A 15045-nucleotide genomic window follows, 5' to 3' on the forward strand; every position below is an offset into this window, starting at 1 on the left:
TGGAGGTGAAGAGGTCAAATCAAGATACACAGCCCCTTTATTTTAGGGTGGATACCCCATCGGGTGCGGCTTTTCCACCCCTCAAACAGCCTGCTCGGCGTATTACGCTTGATTTTTCAACTCTCTCAATACCGGTAACTTTACGCCATTGCCCGTGAATTCCATCTTCAGTGACCCCAAAGAAGTAGCGATAGCCCTGAGGCGTGCGAAGTATAAGATCAAACCGGGTGATATTTCCTTGCTTATGCTTTCGTAATAAGCCATAATCCCCAAGCCATTTAATTCTGGTGGGTTCAAAGGACTTGACGGTTTCGGTATAGCGATCAATGGCGTAATGCCAGAGTTTACGGGCCGAAGCCCGGGTCACATTTTTGACCACATTGCCGTTGCGAAGGTCGCGCATGGTAAAGTATTGTTTCCCCTGCCGTTCTTCGGGGGGTAAAACCTCCACGCCGGTGCGGGGCTCCACACCTAAATCGTCACGGATTCCTTCGGACGGCTGAACGGAGTCGAATGGGTTGATCTCGCTGGGTGCAGGCAAAATAGCAATTTTATTGCGTAGCACCAGACTGACAATTTCATCTCTTACAGCTAAGCCGGTTTCGGCTTCATCGCGAATGTAGATTTTATTGTCATCCACAGCATAGGGGGGTTCTTCACCGCGCGGGATTAATATCCGAATAATCTTTTTCCCTTTATAGTCCAGGGCATCAATTGTGCAATGCAAAGGTGGACTGATCCGGTTATTGATTTCTTTTTCGAGGGTATGGATACTTTGTTCAACATCTTGAATTCCGGCAGGAGGTTTCTTAGAATCGGAACTGATCCCGATATAAAGTGTCCCGCCGTTGGTATTTGCAAAAGCACAAACATCCGCCAGAATGGCGTACAACTTGCCACCCCGAACGGTCATGCTTTCATGAAAATCCTGAATGATGTTCGGGCCTTCTTCCTGAGCGTTTTGAACAAAATCAAACCCGGCAGCTTCTTCTTTGTGTTGATGGGGGCGCGTGCGGGAGAAATCGTTGCTTTTGAAGAGTTCTAAGAGGGCTTCAAAAGTACATTCTGGTAAGAGGACATCGGTGGCTCTTTCGCCTACCCCAAAATTTTTCTTCCGGGTTGGGTCGGAAGTAAGACGGTGGGCGTCTGACCCCTGAATACAGTGCATCCGACGCGGATATTCCGGCTTTGTTCCATTGAAGAAAGCTGCAGTTGTGCGAGGTCCTTTTTGTTCCAGATCGGTTACTTCAAGTGCATGGAGATGGGGGTCTTGTGTAAACGCAATTTTGGTTTGTCCGCCAAAATTGAAGCCGCGCATGGCTACACCATTGCTGGAATTGGCGTGAGCCGCAATCACGAGGCCGCCATTTTCATTGACCACTCGATAAACGGTTAGAACATCCTCCGTTGCACCAACGGTTTGAGAGCCTTCGTCAATCTGATCAGGCGGGATGTTAAGACTCAGAAGGAGATGTTCCAGTTCTCGAATTGATTTTTCTGGAGGGAAGATACAAAGGATATGAAAACCGAATGTGGCTGTAAATTCAAAGCCCGGTAACACCTGTATTTTTGAATGTAAACGACGGTATTCCTCTAATCGTTGTTTTTCGGCAGGCAGAAGCCTCCCCAGTTTATCGAGAAATTCAAGGGAGTGAATCTCCTCCATCATTTTTCGGTAGCCAGCAACCGTATTATGATCGGTAATCGCGATCATATCCAACCCGCGGGCTTCTGCCTTTTGTAAGATGTCCAAGAAAGTTACTTCGGGTTGTTGATAATCGCTCGAAGCGGGGGTATGAATGTGAAGATCAATGGTATACCATTGCGAATTTGTGAGGGATTGTTTTTTGGCCAAACATTTTCTCCTGTTTGGGAATAAATTTAAGAATGCAATTTGAGTTTCTGAATCAAGTCTGTTGGCATGTAGGGCTTGAGTAAAAATTCATCCGCCCCAGCCATCAGACATTCTTGTTTTTTATCTTCGCCAGATGTCATAATCACTCGGAATTTTTTTTGTTCCGGTGCGCCATGACGGATTTGTCGCAATATGGTCAGGCCATCCGTGCTTTTGAGATTTACATCCATCAAAATGACGTCAGGATCGGAATTTTGGATTTGTGAGACCAGATCCACGGGATCATTGAGTTCCAAAACATTTACCTGAAAATTCTCAATTTCAAGTAATGTTTTCAGTAAAGAACGCATCGAGAGATCGTCTTCAATGATTAATACCTTCGTCATAAATCCGTCTTTCTACCCAATTTCAAACTTGGGCGGGCTGCTCAACTTTTTGTTCCAGAGCATGTTCTAAAACCTCATCAACTCTTTCGACGAGGATAAATTGGATGGCGTTGTGCACTTCTTCGGGTAAGTCCTCTAAATCGGCCTCATTGCCTTTGGGCAAGATGACAGTTTTCAAGCCAGCACGATGAGCAGCAAGTACTTTTTCTTTTATGCCCCCAACCGGTAAAACCTGCCCGCGAAGGGTAATTTCACCCGTCATGCCCACGTCTGATCGTACCAGCCTGCCAGTAAGCAATGACACGAGAGCAGTTGCCATCGTAACTCCGGCCGATGGGCCATCCTTGGGTTGAGCGCCGGCTGGAATATGAAGGTGAATGTCGGATTTTTCGAAGATATTTGGATCAATACCGAGTTGAGCGGCGCGGGAACGCACATAAGAGAGGGCTGCCTGTGCCGATTCCTGCATGACTTTACCTACCGAACCGGTCGTGATGAAACCTTTACTCCCCGGCATAATGGTGGCCTCAATAAATAATACATCACCACCGACCGGAGTCCATGCCAGACCAGTAGCCACACCGGGGATTTCGGTTCGGCGTTGAATTTCCTCAGTGCCCAGATACTTGGGTCTGCCTAAAAATTCCCGAATGGTGTTTTCATCAACGACCTGACGGGTGATTTTGCCCTCGGTGATTTTTGTGGCTACTTTACGACAGATTGATCCAATTTCCCGTTCGAGGTTACGTACACCAGCTTCCCGCGTGTAATGGCGGATGATGGTCGTCAATGCTTTGGGCGTGAACTCAATTTCATCTTGCCGGAGGCTATTTTCCTTCAATTGGCGAGGGATCAGGTATCGCTTTGCGATTTCGAATTTTTCGCTGTCGGTATAACCTGAGAGTTGGATGATCTCCATGCGGTCCAGCAAAGGACCGGGAATGGTTTCCATCTGGTTGGCGGTGGTGATGAACATCACCTGTGAGAGATCAAAGGCGACTTCAATATAGTTATCTCGAAATTCCTGATTCTGTTCGGGGTCTAATACTTCCAATAAGGCCGAAGCCGGATCGCCCCGAAAGTCAAAACTGAGTTTATCAATCTCGTCCAGCATAAAAACGGGATTGCGAGTTTCGACCCTGCGTAAAGCCTGAATGATTCTCCCGGGCATTGCCCCAATATAAGTGCGGCGGTGTCCGCGAATTTCCGCTTCGTCTCGAACGCCGCCCAATGAAATCCGAACGAATTTCCGTCCCATTGCACGGCTGATGGACTGCCCTAATGAGGTTTTGCCAACGCCGGGAGGTCCAATAAAACACAAGATCACCCCCTCACGTTGGCGGCGGATTACGTCCGGGGTAGTTTCCTGAGCAAATTCAGCCGCACGGTCCAGTCTTAATTTTCGTATAGCCAGGTACTCAAGGATTCTTTCCTTGATGTCCTCCAAACCATAGTGGTCTTGATCCAGGACTTCTCTGGCGTGGGCAATATCAAGATTGTCCGGTGTCGTTTTTGACCACGGCAACGAAACTAACCAATCCAAAAATGTGCGTATCACGCCATATTCTGCTGCAGCGGTCGGTAAACGGGAGAGGCGGTCGAGCTCGCGTTGGGCCAGTTTGCGGGCTTCTTCAGACATGCCGGATTCCTCGATCTTCTTGCGGAATTCTTCTACATCGGCAGCCTGTTCATCAGTTTCGCCCAATTCACGCTGGATGGCTTTTAATTGTTCTCGTAAAAAGTACTCACGCTGGACTTTGTCAATTTCGGAGCGCGCTTCTTTCTGAATTTTCTGACTTAACTCCAAAACTTCGCTTTCGCGTGTCAGTAGAGTTACCAGCTTATGAAGCTTATCGGTAATTGAATCCAGTTCAAGAATTTCCTGCGCATCTTCGATATCCATCCGCTGGAGATTGGCAATCGTATAAACGGTTTGGAGAGGATCGGTAATGGAAGTAACAGTTGCCACCAGCTCACGCGGCATGGAAGGAATCATTTCCGCAATATGCGCAAATTGATCGCGAACATTGCGAGCCAAGGCCTCCACTTCTAAGCCGGTTTCCTGTTTTTCGGGGATCACCTCGATGCGGGCTTTGAGATAGGGTTCTGTTGCCACAAATTCGATGATGCGAAAACGGAATAAACCCTGAACCAGTAATCGAATTGTGCCGTCCGGGGCTCTGAACATTCGGTGAATTAATCCAGCGGTGCCCACCTTGTAAAGATGTTCGGGGTCGGGGCTTTCAATTTCAGGGTGTTTTGATGCAACCAACCCCATAAAACGGTCGCCGGTAACCACATCATCCACCAGACGAATGGAGCGTGGTTGTCCAATCGTCAAAGGAACCCCGGTTTGGGGGTAAACCACCAATCCTCTTAATGGGAGGATTGGCAAAATTTCTGGTAATTTGACGATTTCTTCGGGTTGATTACTTTCGGGTTGTGTAGCGATCGGTTCTTCAATGAAAATTTCTTCTTCCCCTTCGTCCGAACTAAGAAAGACCTCTTCGTAGCCTTCCTCTTCGGCGTCAAATTGAAAATAAAATTGATTAAAGTCAATGTTCCATCTTGATGCTGGCATACCGCTCGCTTATTCCTTGATGATGTGAATTTGTTTAGGGCGGGCTTTGGGAATTTCTATTCGTAATAATCCCTGATCGTAGATGGCTTCGATTTGCGAATCATCCACGGGAATGTTGATATGTAATTCCACATTGAATTCACCGTAGGGTATTTCCATCTGGTGAATGGCACGAGGTGACTGGTAATTGAAACGACGAATGCCTTGAACAACCAGAGTGCCCTGATGGAGCAGGATGGTCAAATCTTCTTCTTTGATCCCGGCAATTTCCATAAGGACGATGATTTTATCTTCAGTTTCGTAAATATCAGTGGCGGGTTGCCACTGGTGGGGATGATTATTATTCCAGTTTTTTAGATGTTTCCCCAAGGCGGGTGTGGCTTCTTCCAAACCTGTAAAACTGGCATGAGACTTTCTGGACTTGAAATAGATGGTCACCATCGTACCTCCACTAAAATAAAACAATGACTACAATGCCTGCTTTGCGGCTTGTATAACAGCATCGTAATCCGGTTCTGCCCCGATGGTTGGCATGTAAGCGGCATAGGTGATCCGATTATTGCGGTCAACGACAAAAACAGCCCTTCTGAGTATCCTCAGCTCTTTGAGTAAAACACCATATTTTTTACCAAAGTCAACATCCATGTGATCGGACAGGACCATAACCTGATCAATACCAGCGGCACCGCACCACCGTTTTTGAGTATATGGAAGGTCTGTACTGATTACCAGGATGGCAATATCCTTACTAAGATTGGCTGCATCCTCATTAAATCGTCTGGTTTCGCGATCACATACTGCAGTTTCCAAAGATGGAACAGAAGCAATAATTCGTACCTTCCCGGCCGTTGTGCTCAATCCGGACACGGTGGACCAATCTTGTGCCTGAACGGTAAATTCCGGTGCCAAATCACCTGCTTTCAGGTCAGAACCAACGACTGTAACGTCTTTCCCTGCAAATGTGATTACACCGTTTCTTTCAAGGTAAGTCATACGCCAACTCCTTTGGTAAATTGAGCGCCCCTGGTGAGACTCGAACTCACAACCAACGGATTAGAAGTCCGGTGCTCTGTCCATTGAGCTACAGGGGCAGTTCATGGATCAGGAACGATGGGCGAGCACCCATAAATTATCATGATGTAAATTGATCAAATTCAATTATAGCACAGCCAGCATGAACCTTTATCAGGTTGTATCTAATTCAATCACTTATCCCCTTTGAAAAGGACGAATTCCTTGATAGACCGTTGTACCGGAGAATGTTTGTAAGATCTTATCGGCTGGCCTACCGATGATTTCTGCGAGTTCAACGGGAGTCAGCGGGGTATTTCCGTTGGAGAGGAAAACCCGAAAAACTGCATTGACCAGCGAGGTGTTTTGAGATAAAAATCCGGGTAATTTTGCACAATGTACCATCAAGGTATGCTGGAGACCATCCACCCGAGTGACTTCAGCGGTTTGAGGGTTGACCCAATCAATCCAGGTCTCCTGACCCAGGCTTTCGAAAAAACTCTGGTGTTCAGGGCATAAAAAACTCAGCAAGAAAACCCGCCAATTTTGGTCATGGCTTTTCCACCATTCAAAATCTATGTGAAAAGGGGTTTGCAGGGTTGGTTTAATGAGACTGAAGCGGCTGGAAATGCTCATTTTTTCAGACCTCTAAGTCTTGGTCGCTTAGTCGGTAGTACAAATCACCGAGATGAAGAACATTAGGTTGATTAGCCAGGATGGAGACCAATACACCGGGCGGGCAGCGCCGTACCAGATTAACGGCCGCGTAAAGTTCCTGCGCATGCACATGTCCCTGAGGGGATAATTTAACCATTTCTCGCATCATGCTGAGGATGGTTTTTTCGAGTGATGTTTTATAGCGAGTGCCGGTTTCCCATACTTGATCGAGGGCTGCCACGTCGGGAATGGCAATTGCCATTCGCTCGTCATATTCATTCCCAATCTGTTGTTTGAGCATGGTCAACACCACACCGCCATCGGTGCCTACAAGAACGGTTCGCAACCATTCTTTGGTTGATTTTTTCTTGAGTGCTTTAATGATCACTTTGCCCGGTTCTTTACCTTGCTTAACCACGAATAAAGAACCCGGAATTAATTCTTTTTCTTCAATCCATTCCCTTAAGCCAAAAACATAGCGGCCTGGTCGCACTACCCAGCCAGGAAATTCTTTGCCAGTCTCTTCATCCACAAAGAGGAAGCGCACCCGTGGGGCTTCATACGCTGTTGGGAAAAGGCGGGCAATGCTTCTGGAGAGAGGAATTGTACCAGCCCGCCAATGTGGAAAAATTAAACTGACCTCAATTTCTTCGGCTTTCTTTGGTAAATCCCCTTCTGGTTCGAGTTCATCGAATACCAGTCGATTCAGGGCTTCGATTTCCGACCTGGCTACACTGGTGTCTACTGAGACGGGTTGGTAGCGGAGATAGAGGGGGGTGTTTTGCACTCCCTCCGGTTCCAGCCGTCGCAAAAACCAAAGGGTCTTGCCAGCAGGACCGACCTCGTCAAAGCGGTTATCCTCCTGCAATGCCAGATTCATCGAGAATTCGGTCAGTTTGCGATTGACATCGGTAGGCAGTTCGATTTGATCTAAAATCACCTCAGTAGGCAGCGGACCGCCGCCAGACATCTCCAACAATGCTTCGGCCAGGTTGAGATGCCCAACGCTGACATCTACCAAAAGAGAACGCGGAAACCACGCTCCAGCAATTTGAACGAGATCCGCAACGGTTTCAAAAGTTTGGGTAAGTAAATCGGCAATCTGATCGCTGTATTTTTCTAAGATCAAATCGGGATTGAGCGCCGGTTCGTTAATTTCGCTTTGGATGGACTGATTTAGAATATGATCTGGTAATGAGGCGGCAAACTCTCTAATACTACCATCTTCCATCTCAACTTTAATGACTTCAAAAGCAGGCAAATCTGGGTTGAATCCAGGTCGTACCGAGAGTACCTTCCCCTTTACCCAATTTAAGGCGGGAAATTGAAGGTGTTCGCCCGGTTGGTAGGTTTTTTGGGGTTGATAAATTTCACCCCGTGCAGATTGGAGCTCCAACAGGCGCTCTGTCTCGCGGCGAATGCGTTCTCGAATTAAAACTTCTGCTAATTCTTTTGCCGTGAGTGGTGTTTCAATTTCCAGAAGATGGTTGTAAAGAAATTCGAGATCTTCTTCTTGAATTTCAAACTTTTCCCAATACTTTTCTTGCAGGTTTTCGATCTGAACTGGCATGTTCCTGTTGCTCGATGGATTAAAATATGCGCTTCATTACAGTGTTATTATACCCTGATAATGATAAATGTTGACAATTTTATGGGTACACCTTTTCCAGCCAATCCAGCGGTTCTACCTGAACGCCGTTTGCCCATACTTCCCAGTGAAGATGGGGGCCGGTAGCCCGTCCTGTTCCTCCAATTTCGCCGATGATCTGGCCGGTTTCAACAAAATCGCCGACATTCACCTTGGGGGCGCTCTGATGCCAGAAACCGCTATAAACCCCCCAACCATGATCAATAATCGTCGAAATTCCTCGTACAGTCAATTCACCGACGTAAACAACCACGCCGGGTGCCGGTGAGTAAATATTTAAATTATTGGCGCAGACGCCATAATCCACACCGGTGTGAAAGTAGATGTAGCCACTGTTATTGTAAGAGCGGCGGCTGCCAAACCACGAACGAATACACGGTTCATCTACCGGCACCCGGAATTTTTCCGTCCAGTAGCGTTGTGGGGTGGCTGTTTTGGTCACAGTTCGGATCAGTTCATCTTCGGGTTGAGTGATGGCCGGATCCAAAGTGGAAGGATCGACCGTGAGAGGGACATCTTGCGGATAATATCCCGGTTCCAGTAAAATGGGTTGTTCTATCTCAAAACTCATTTGCGCATCGTCCTGGGCTTTGAGGGTTAACAGGGCCAGGCCAGGTTGTGCCATGGCGTGTATTCCTTGAATAGCCACATATTGATTTTCTTGTTCCTTGAAAAATGATAATGGAACATTATTCAACGAGCCAGAAAGATTGAGGGGCTTTGAGGTGTAAACTCTCACCACATGGGTTTTGCCCTGTCGCAGAGGTAGAGGTGTGATTTCGATGTTTTTTAACCAGGGCGAGCCAAATAATCCACTCTCATCTCCTGAAATGTCGCTGAAAATCAATTCCTGGCTAAGAAAGCGGGCAGTACTTTCTTTTTGATTGTAGATGACCAGTTTCCATGGGTTGGACAAAAATTGGGCTGCGGTTTCAAGAGCAGATTCTCCCTCGCCAAGCGCTTTCAAGGGTTTGATCCTTGCGGATGGATTTTTTTCAGGCAAGATCAGCGTTGACCCTACGTAAATTTGGGCGGGGCTGGTTAATTGATTCAATCGAATGATGGTGTCTTCATCTACTTCATATTGGCGGCTGATGGTTCGCAGATTGGCTCCCAGCGGGGCAATGCTGAGGGTTAATGTGCCGGAAACGCCTTCGAATCCGGGAATTTTCAGGGATGTGCCTACTGGAAGCAAATCGGGGTTGGAAATCTGATTGACAGCAATCAAATCTTGAGGAGAAATTCCAAACCGCAATGCAATAGAATTGATCGTGTCGCCAGCCTGAACGATGTAAACCGGCAAATCATTTGAAGACTGGGCGGCAACCTTCATAAAGGGTGTGAATACAACAGCAAGGATAACAATAATACGAATTAATTGAAGAGTTTTAACCATGAAGTAATTTTACCCGATCACCGGCTTTGAAGTCGAGAAGGCGGTTGGGGTGGGTTTCCAAAACATAACGGGCTGGCTGAACCGGGGCATGATAAGCAGCCCAGGGACGGGCTAACCGGGTATCCACAACTTCTAAATTCGAATTAATCCAGATGGCTGCGATGGGAAAGCGCATGAAAAACATGTGGATGGCTGTGGTGACAACCCCATCTGAATTTTCGTCAATCAGGATGCCTTCATGTTCCCCTACAGACTTTTGAAACATCAAACCGCGCAACTTTGCCCAAAAAGAATCACAAAGACGGGCTTTTATGGGAGGTGTTTCTGTGCGATTCAAGTTTTGAACGATAACCCAGCGGGCCATTGAAGTGATTTATCGGTCCTTGCTTTCGGCCTTTGAAAGTACTTTTTCGATGCTTTCCAGTAATTCCTGAGGTCGAAATGGCTTGCTGATGTAATCATCTACGTGTGCGATGTGCAAACCAAGTACTCGGTCAATCGCCTGTGCTTTGGCAGTAATGACAATGACGGGGATGTTTTTGGTTTTTTCATCGGACTTGAGATTTTGGTAAACCTCCCAGCCATCCATATCCGGCATCATTAAGTCCAGCAAAATCAAATTGGGCGGTTCCTGCCTAACCATTTCCAGGCCAATCTTCCCCCCTTGCGCCCCTTGCACAGTGTAGCCGCGCCGGCTTAAAATCATTGATACCAGGTCAATCATTTCCTGATCGTCTTCGATATAAATGACCGTGCGGTTGAGACTTGAATTCATATTATTGCTGAAGGATTTCCCTGATCATTCATCGTGAGCGAATTTATTATTCCGCCCTATATTTAGTTTACCACAGCCATGGAAGAATTCCAAATTAAAAAGATTAGAAATTGTACAAAACTTCATACTTCAAGAATTTTCAATCCTTTTACGTTCGGTCATCATTTTGCTTGCCATAGAAGGGATAATTCGCTATACTTTCGCGTGGAGGCAATTATGAGCAAACAACGCATCGTACTGGTTGATGATCACGAAGTTGTGCGCCTTGGGTTGAAAGCCTTACTGGAACATCATCCCCAATTTGAAGTAGTGGGGGAAGCGGGAACAGCAAAAGAAGCCTTAGAGAAAGTGGCTCAACTTCGACCGGATGTTGTGCTGCTGGATATTCGTTTGCCGGGGGCATCGGGAATTGAAGCCTGTGAAGAAATTACCCAAAAGTATCCCGATACCAAAGTGATTATGCTGACCTCCTACGCTGAGGATGAAATGCTCTTTTCTGCAATTCGAGCGGGTGCCTCCGGTTATGTTTTGAAGCAAATTGGTGGTGAGGATTTGATCCGGGCAATTGAAGCCGTTGGTCGTGGTGAAGCACTACTGGATCCGGCTGTGACTCAGCGGGTTTTTCAAGAAGTGCGGCGGGCGGTAAAAGAAGAGGAAGCCTCTGCCTTTGCCAACCTGAGCCAGCAGGAAAAGCATGTTCTACTGCTGGTTTCGGAGGGGAAGACCAATCGAGAAATTGCAAAGGTGCTGTTTTTAGGAGAAGGCACCGTGAGAAACTACGTTAGCAGCATCCTCTCAAAGTTGGGTGTCAGCAATCGAGCAGAGGCGGCTGCCTACGCGGTTGAACACAACTTAAAAGAATATCTATAATTCCTCCCAGACCTGTTTCATATACAGGGCGTCTTCTTCCAAAACAGGACTTTCGCATAGAATTCTGCCCGAGCAGTTCATTTCCTTAAGGGCCAGAAATAACTCTCTCAAGGCAAAATCGGATTCACGCAGAGGAAGGTGATTTTTTTCTCCTTTAGCGCCGTATTCAATTCCTGAAAGGTGAATATGCAGTTTTTGGAGGGATTCGGCTCCTAAAGCGTTTTGGTAATCTTTGAGTACCTGCAGCCACTCTTGACGACTATTCATCGAGCCGTCACCGGCACGTGCGTGAAGGTGAGCAAAATCCAGGCAAGGCTGTACGTGTTCCACCTGTTGGCTCATTATTAATGTGTCTTCTAAGGAACCCAACATAGCGGATTTGCCCATCGTTTCTGGGCGTAAAATTACATGGATATTATTGGCTTCAAGTTCACTCACACAACCCGCAAGGCGTTGAATTGCCTTCTCTCTGACTTCATGGGGCGGGTGATTAAAATAAGAACCGGGGTGAAACACGATATCCGTTGCGCCGGCTAAAAAGCCGTAATAAGCTGCATCCATTAATCGTTGACGAGATTTTGGCCATTCCTCATCATCTGCGTTCAAGTTGATGAAGTAGGGGGCGTGAACGCTGATGGCGACGTCCAATTGGGCAGCGGTTGCCTGAATCTGCCGGCAAGTATCCTCTGAAACCCTGACGGATTGAACCCACCCCAATTCAAGAGCAGATAGACCCAGGGTGTGGATCTGCTGAACAGCTCCAACACTCCCCCCTGGCTTTTTGGGGGTTGAAACGGGTGAACCAACTGTACCGAAGCGAAATTGTGACATTTTTTCTCCTGCTGTGGCTCATGGATTCAGGTTGAATTTAAAGAATAAGTAGAGGAGGTGGGGTGTAAAAATAGCAATACCCAACAGCACCGCAATAAAGGATGCAAATAAAACCGCCGCGGCAGCGGTATCTTTGGCTATTTTGGCAAGTGGGTGATACTGTTGGGTTACCAGATCAACCAGAGCTTCGAGTGCGGTATTGATGATCTCGGTTATCCATACCAATCCAATTGCGATAACGATAATTGCCCATTCTAAATTGCTCAATCTCAGGAGAAGACCAAAGATGACCACAAGGATGGTCATCGCCAGATGAATGCGGGCGTTGTACTGAGTCTGCAGCACAAATTTCAGACCCTGAAAGGCGTGTTTGAAGGCTGGTCGCCGTCCGACGAAAAATCGCAGCATGGTCATTCGGGAAGTTGATTGATGTGAATTCCCAGATTGGTGAGAATCTCGGCTTGTTTTTCCCACATGAGCGCTTTTCGCTCCTCAACGTCATGGTCGTAACCCAGAAGATGTAAGAGACCATGTACAACCAGAAGGCTGATTTCATTTTCCAAGGGATGACCGGCTGTCTTTGCTTGCTCCCTTGCCCGAGGAACGGAAATAACAACATCCCCGATATAAGTCGTCTGCTCATCCGGGTCAAATTCGTCCGCAGGGAAGGAAAGGACATCTGTGGGGGCATCAATTCCCAGATGCTGAGAATTGAGTTCGCGGAGGGTCTCATCATCTGTTAAAACAATGGTGGTTTCCACCTCATTTTCGGCCTGCGATTGGGCTAAAACTGCCCGGCCGACTTGTGAGACTAAATCTTCTGAAATTTCGTTTTCAAATAGAGGTTCGATTTGAATATTAATGATCATCGTTGCTTTTTAGGGGCTCAGTAGGTTGGTTAATGGAGGACTCGACCGATGCTGTTTCTTTTTCGGCAGTACCAGCCTGTTGAGGAGTTTTAATTTCTGGATACTTAATGCGTGGATGATAAGTGTTTCGCAAGGTGTTCACGAATGACTCGGTAATCAGACTGAGATCACGCAGGGTCAGATTGGTGTTATCCAGTTGTCCTTCCTTCTGACAATATTCAATCACACTTCGGATGATTTTCCGAAGTTCTTCGTCGTCTTTGGGTAATTCAGCCCGGGCACGGGCTTCGACACCATCGGCCAGCATTAAGATTGCAGTTTCTTTCGATTGAGGCGGGGGACCGGGGTAACGGAATTTAGCAATATCCACCCTGGATGGATCTCCGCCGGCGGCTTTAAGTGCCTGAGAGTACTGATAACGGGTGATCAATGTTCCGTGATGCTCGAGGATAAAATCTTGAATCCGGCGAGGAAGACGGTATTTTTGAGCCAGCGCAACGCCATCGGTAATGTGCCGAATGATGATTTGAGCGGCTTCTTCGGGGTCCAAATCATCATGGGAGTCAATCTTGTTTCCGATTTGATTTTCAATAAAAAACGAAGGGTTTAATGATTTACCAATGTCATGATATATTGCGCCGGCGCGGGTCAGTAGTGCATCAGCGCCGATGGCTTCGGCAGCCTGCTCTGCTAAATTGGAAACCTGAAGAGAATGCTGATAGGAGCCCGGCATCGTTCGTAAAATATGCTGCAATAAGGGATGATCAGGGCGTAGAAGATCCATCAATTGGAGGGCTGTTGTAATCCCCAATAATTGAGCGAAAAGGAACTGGAACAGGAGTGTGAGGCTTGCGGATGCCAAACCATTGAGAAATGCTGCTCCGCTTAGCGTAGCAATTCCGAGCAAGTCAGTGATTGTATCTGGTAGCCGATAAGCCAGAATAATAGCGGTGCCGCTCAACCCAATGGCAACACCAGCCCAAAAATAATTAGCAATGCGACGCCCTCGACCCATCACCAGCACTCCGATCATGCTGGTCAAGATGTAATACAAGGTCAGATCAAGGCTATTGGGTAAGCCATAAGCTGCCAGAATGGAAAGAATCATTGGAAAGATCAAGCCGGCTTCGAGACTAAAGAGGCTGGCCAGCGATAGGGCAAATGCCGGTATGGGGTAGATATAGGGAAGTACGGTGCGGTTAGGGATGACAATTTTGGCGCCGTATAAAAATATCAGAAAGGTGATGGAAAGCAGCAACAAGCCTTTCAGGTTCTCAACCAGCGGCATTTTACGGCGGTTGAAGTAAAGACCGGTGAAAACAGTAATCAGTCCGATCAGGGAAAAGGCTGCGAGTAAATTTTCCTGTTGACTTCGTGGTTGAATGAGGTTGTAAGCGGTGAGTGCTTCCCACGCCAGTGGTGTGATGATTTGTCCGCGGCGGATGATCGTTTCTCCGGCGAGATAGGTTTTAACGATAGGCTCAACTTTGCGGGCTTCTTCTTCTCGCGCCCGTTCGGTCAGCTCTGCACTGTACAGGCTATTGGGTACAACAAATGGAGTTACCAGCTCCGCAACGATTTTCGCCTGATCCTCCGGCAAGGAAAAACTGATCAAGGTCGGGATGCTGCGACGGGCATCTTCTACCTGGTCTTCGCGGATTGTCCGCCGCATGACCTGCTCCAAAACCGAGAGGGATTCTTGTTGGATGGTTTGCCAGCGGGAGTCGCTTAATTCTAAAATGGCTTCGGCTGTTTCAGGAGAAATTTGAATATCCTGTATTGCGGAAAGGTCAGCAAATTTTTGTTCGGGGGTTGCGAAAGTATCAAAACGGATGTTGGTGATGAAATTCAGGGTTACTCTCAATTTTTCAATCTGCCGGCGGGCTATCGCAGGATCGGCGGGAAGGTAGACAGGGGCAACCCGATTGCGTGCATCCTGACGAGCTTGGTCGGTCAGTACCTGACTGACGTAGGAAAGATCATAAGGGGCTTGAATATCTTGAGAGGCAACATCACCAATTTGTAAAGGGGCAATGGGCTGGCGAATGGCAATTGGCAGCACCATTGCTCCCCAAGAGAGAATACTGGTGAGGATAAGTAAAACTAATCGAAAGAGATTTCGATTAATCCGCCTGGCAAAAATCCAGCCCCGGTTATTGTTCATTG

Annotated in this window: 15 protein-coding genes and 1 tRNA gene; 1 reads left to right on the plus strand and 15 read right to left on the minus strand. The window is 47.3% G+C overall.

What is annotated here, in order from left to right:
- Positions 1-37: 37 nt before the first annotated feature.
- From AC812_RS15465 to AC812_RS15515, 11 genes are all read right to left on the minus strand, one after another.
- Entirely contained in the window at positions 38-1855 is a 1818-nt protein-coding gene (locus AC812_RS15465; RefSeq protein ID WP_157235492.1) for an RNA-binding domain-containing protein, read from the minus strand.
- A 26-nt stretch (positions 1856-1881) separates the two neighbouring features.
- Positions 1882-2241: a response regulator gene (locus AC812_RS15470; RefSeq protein WP_061916821.1), complete on the minus strand. Its 360-nt coding sequence runs from the start codon at positions 2239-2241 to the stop codon at positions 1882-1884.
- A 22-nt stretch (positions 2242-2263) separates the two neighbouring features.
- Positions 2264-4822 (minus strand): endopeptidase La, encoded by a 2559-nt coding sequence (gene lon, locus AC812_RS15475; protein ID WP_082149095.1) that lies wholly within the window; start codon positions 4820-4822, stop codon positions 2264-2266.
- Positions 4823-4831: 9 nt separating this feature from the next.
- Positions 4832-5263 carry an Hsp20/alpha crystallin family protein gene (locus AC812_RS15480; RefSeq protein WP_061916818.1) on the minus strand — a complete coding sequence of 144 codons (432 nt, stop codon included), beginning with the start codon at positions 5261-5263 and terminating at the stop codon, positions 4832-4834.
- A gap of 27 nt (positions 5264-5290) precedes the next feature.
- Positions 5291-5815, minus strand: a complete 525-nt coding sequence (tpx, locus tag AC812_RS15485; protein WP_061916815.1) for a thiol peroxidase — start codon at positions 5813-5815, stop codon at positions 5291-5293.
- Positions 5816-5840: 25 nt separating this feature from the next.
- Positions 5841-5913: transfer RNA gene (locus tag AC812_RS15490), tRNA-Arg, on the minus strand.
- Between the two features lie 118 nt (positions 5914-6031).
- Positions 6032-6469 carry a hypothetical protein gene (locus AC812_RS15495; RefSeq protein ID WP_061916812.1) on the minus strand — a complete coding sequence of 146 codons (438 nt, stop codon included), beginning with the start codon at positions 6467-6469 and terminating at the stop codon, positions 6032-6034.
- A 4-nt stretch (positions 6470-6473) separates the two neighbouring features.
- Positions 6474-8060: a hypothetical protein gene (locus tag AC812_RS15500; RefSeq protein WP_061916808.1), complete on the minus strand. Its 1587-nt coding sequence runs from the start codon at positions 8058-8060 to the stop codon at positions 6474-6476.
- A 79-nt stretch (positions 8061-8139) separates the two neighbouring features.
- Positions 8140-9534 carry a peptidoglycan DD-metalloendopeptidase family protein gene (locus AC812_RS15505; protein ID WP_061916805.1) on the minus strand — a complete coding sequence of 465 codons (1395 nt, stop codon included), beginning with the start codon at positions 9532-9534 and terminating at the stop codon, positions 8140-8142.
- The gene (locus AC812_RS15510) at positions 9527-9898 is read right to left on the minus strand and encodes a DUF192 domain-containing protein (protein ID WP_061916802.1); all 372 of its coding nucleotides are present in this window, start codon (positions 9896-9898) and stop codon (positions 9527-9529) included. Before AC812_RS15510 ends, AC812_RS15505 begins: the two co-directional genes overlap by 8 nt.
- A 9-nt stretch (positions 9899-9907) precedes the next feature.
- Positions 9908-10309 (minus strand): response regulator transcription factor, encoded by a 402-nt coding sequence (locus AC812_RS15515; protein WP_061916800.1) that lies wholly within the window; start codon positions 10307-10309, stop codon positions 9908-9910.
- Between the two features lie 216 nt (positions 10310-10525).
- On the opposite strand from AC812_RS15515, the gene AC812_RS15520 reads away from it, so the two are divergent.
- Entirely contained in the window at positions 10526-11179 is a 654-nt protein-coding gene (locus AC812_RS15520) for a response regulator transcription factor (RefSeq protein WP_061916797.1), read from the plus strand.
- Here AC812_RS15520 and AC812_RS15525 read toward each other — a convergent pair.
- From AC812_RS15525 to AC812_RS15540, 4 genes are read right to left on the minus strand one after another with little or no spacing between them, the layout of a single operon-like run.
- A complete protein-coding gene (locus AC812_RS15525) occupies positions 11174-12010 on the minus strand; it encodes a TIM barrel protein (protein ID WP_061916794.1) in 837 nt (278 codons plus the stop codon). The genes AC812_RS15520 and AC812_RS15525 overlap by 6 nt on opposite strands.
- Positions 12011-12028: 18 nt before the next feature.
- On the minus strand, positions 12029-12418 hold the full coding sequence (locus AC812_RS15530; RefSeq protein WP_114676147.1) for a diacylglycerol kinase family protein: 390 nt from the start codon (positions 12416-12418) through the stop codon (positions 12029-12031).
- A 2-nt stretch (positions 12419-12420) separates the two neighbouring features.
- Positions 12421-12879 carry an rRNA maturation RNase YbeY gene (gene ybeY, locus AC812_RS15535; protein WP_061916788.1) on the minus strand — a complete coding sequence of 153 codons (459 nt, stop codon included), beginning with the start codon at positions 12877-12879 and terminating at the stop codon, positions 12421-12423.
- On the minus strand, positions 12869-15043 hold the full coding sequence (locus AC812_RS15540; protein ID WP_061916785.1) for an HD family phosphohydrolase: 2175 nt from the start codon (positions 15041-15043) through the stop codon (positions 12869-12871). The genes ybeY and AC812_RS15540 overlap by 11 nt, the downstream gene beginning before the upstream one ends.
- Positions 15044-15045 lie beyond the last annotated feature (2 nt).

Origin of the sequence: Bellilinea caldifistulae, from assembly GCF_001306055.1 — a bacterium.
Taxonomy (GTDB): domain Bacteria; phylum Chloroflexota; class Anaerolineae; order Anaerolineales; family Anaerolineaceae; genus Bellilinea; species Bellilinea caldifistulae.

What these genes read in the sequence shown, in the direction of transcription:
- AC812_RS15470 (WP_061916821.1), bottom strand. Translation starts at nt 2,241, where the DNA reads ATGACGAAGGTATTAATCATTGAAGACGATCTCTCGATGCGTTCTTTA.
- lon (WP_082149095.1), bottom strand. Translation starts at nt 4,822, where the DNA reads ATGCCAGCATCAAGATGGAACATTGACTTTAATCAATTTTATTTTCAA.
- AC812_RS15480 (WP_061916818.1), bottom strand. Translation starts at nt 5,263, where the DNA reads ATGGTGACCATCTATTTCAAGTCCAGAAAGTCTCATGCCAGTTTTACA.
- tpx (WP_061916815.1), bottom strand. Translation starts at nt 5,815, where the DNA reads ATGACTTACCTTGAAAGAAACGGTGTAATCACATTTGCAGGGAAAGAC.
- AC812_RS15495 (WP_061916812.1), bottom strand. Translation starts at nt 6,469, where the DNA reads ATGAGCATTTCCAGCCGCTTCAGTCTCATTAAACCAACCCTGCAAACC.
- AC812_RS15500 (WP_061916808.1), bottom strand. Translation starts at nt 8,060, where the DNA reads ATGCCAGTTCAGATCGAAAACCTGCAAGAAAAGTATTGGGAAAAGTTT.
- AC812_RS15505 (WP_061916805.1), bottom strand. Translation starts at nt 9,534, where the DNA reads ATGGTTAAAACTCTTCAATTAATTCGTATTATTGTTATCCTTGCTGTT.
- AC812_RS15510 (WP_061916802.1), bottom strand. Translation starts at nt 9,898, where the DNA reads ATGGCCCGCTGGGTTATCGTTCAAAACTTGAATCGCACAGAAACACCT.
- AC812_RS15515 (WP_061916800.1), bottom strand. Translation starts at nt 10,309, where the DNA reads ATGAATTCAAGTCTCAACCGCACGGTCATTTATATCGAAGACGATCAG.
- AC812_RS15520 (WP_061916797.1), top strand. Translation starts at nt 10,526, where the DNA reads ATGAGCAAACAACGCATCGTACTGGTTGATGATCACGAAGTTGTGCGC.
- AC812_RS15525 (WP_061916794.1), bottom strand. Translation starts at nt 12,010, where the DNA reads ATGTCACAATTTCGCTTCGGTACAGTTGGTTCACCCGTTTCAACCCCC.
- AC812_RS15530 (WP_114676147.1), bottom strand. Translation starts at nt 12,418, where the DNA reads ATGCTGCGATTTTTCGTCGGACGGCGACCAGCCTTCAAACACGCCTTT.
- ybeY (WP_061916788.1), bottom strand. Translation starts at nt 12,879, where the DNA reads ATGATCATTAATATTCAAATCGAACCTCTATTTGAAAACGAAATTTCA.
- AC812_RS15540 (WP_061916785.1), bottom strand. Translation starts at nt 15,043, where the DNA reads ATGAACAATAACCGGGGCTGGATTTTTGCCAGGCGGATTAATCGAAAT.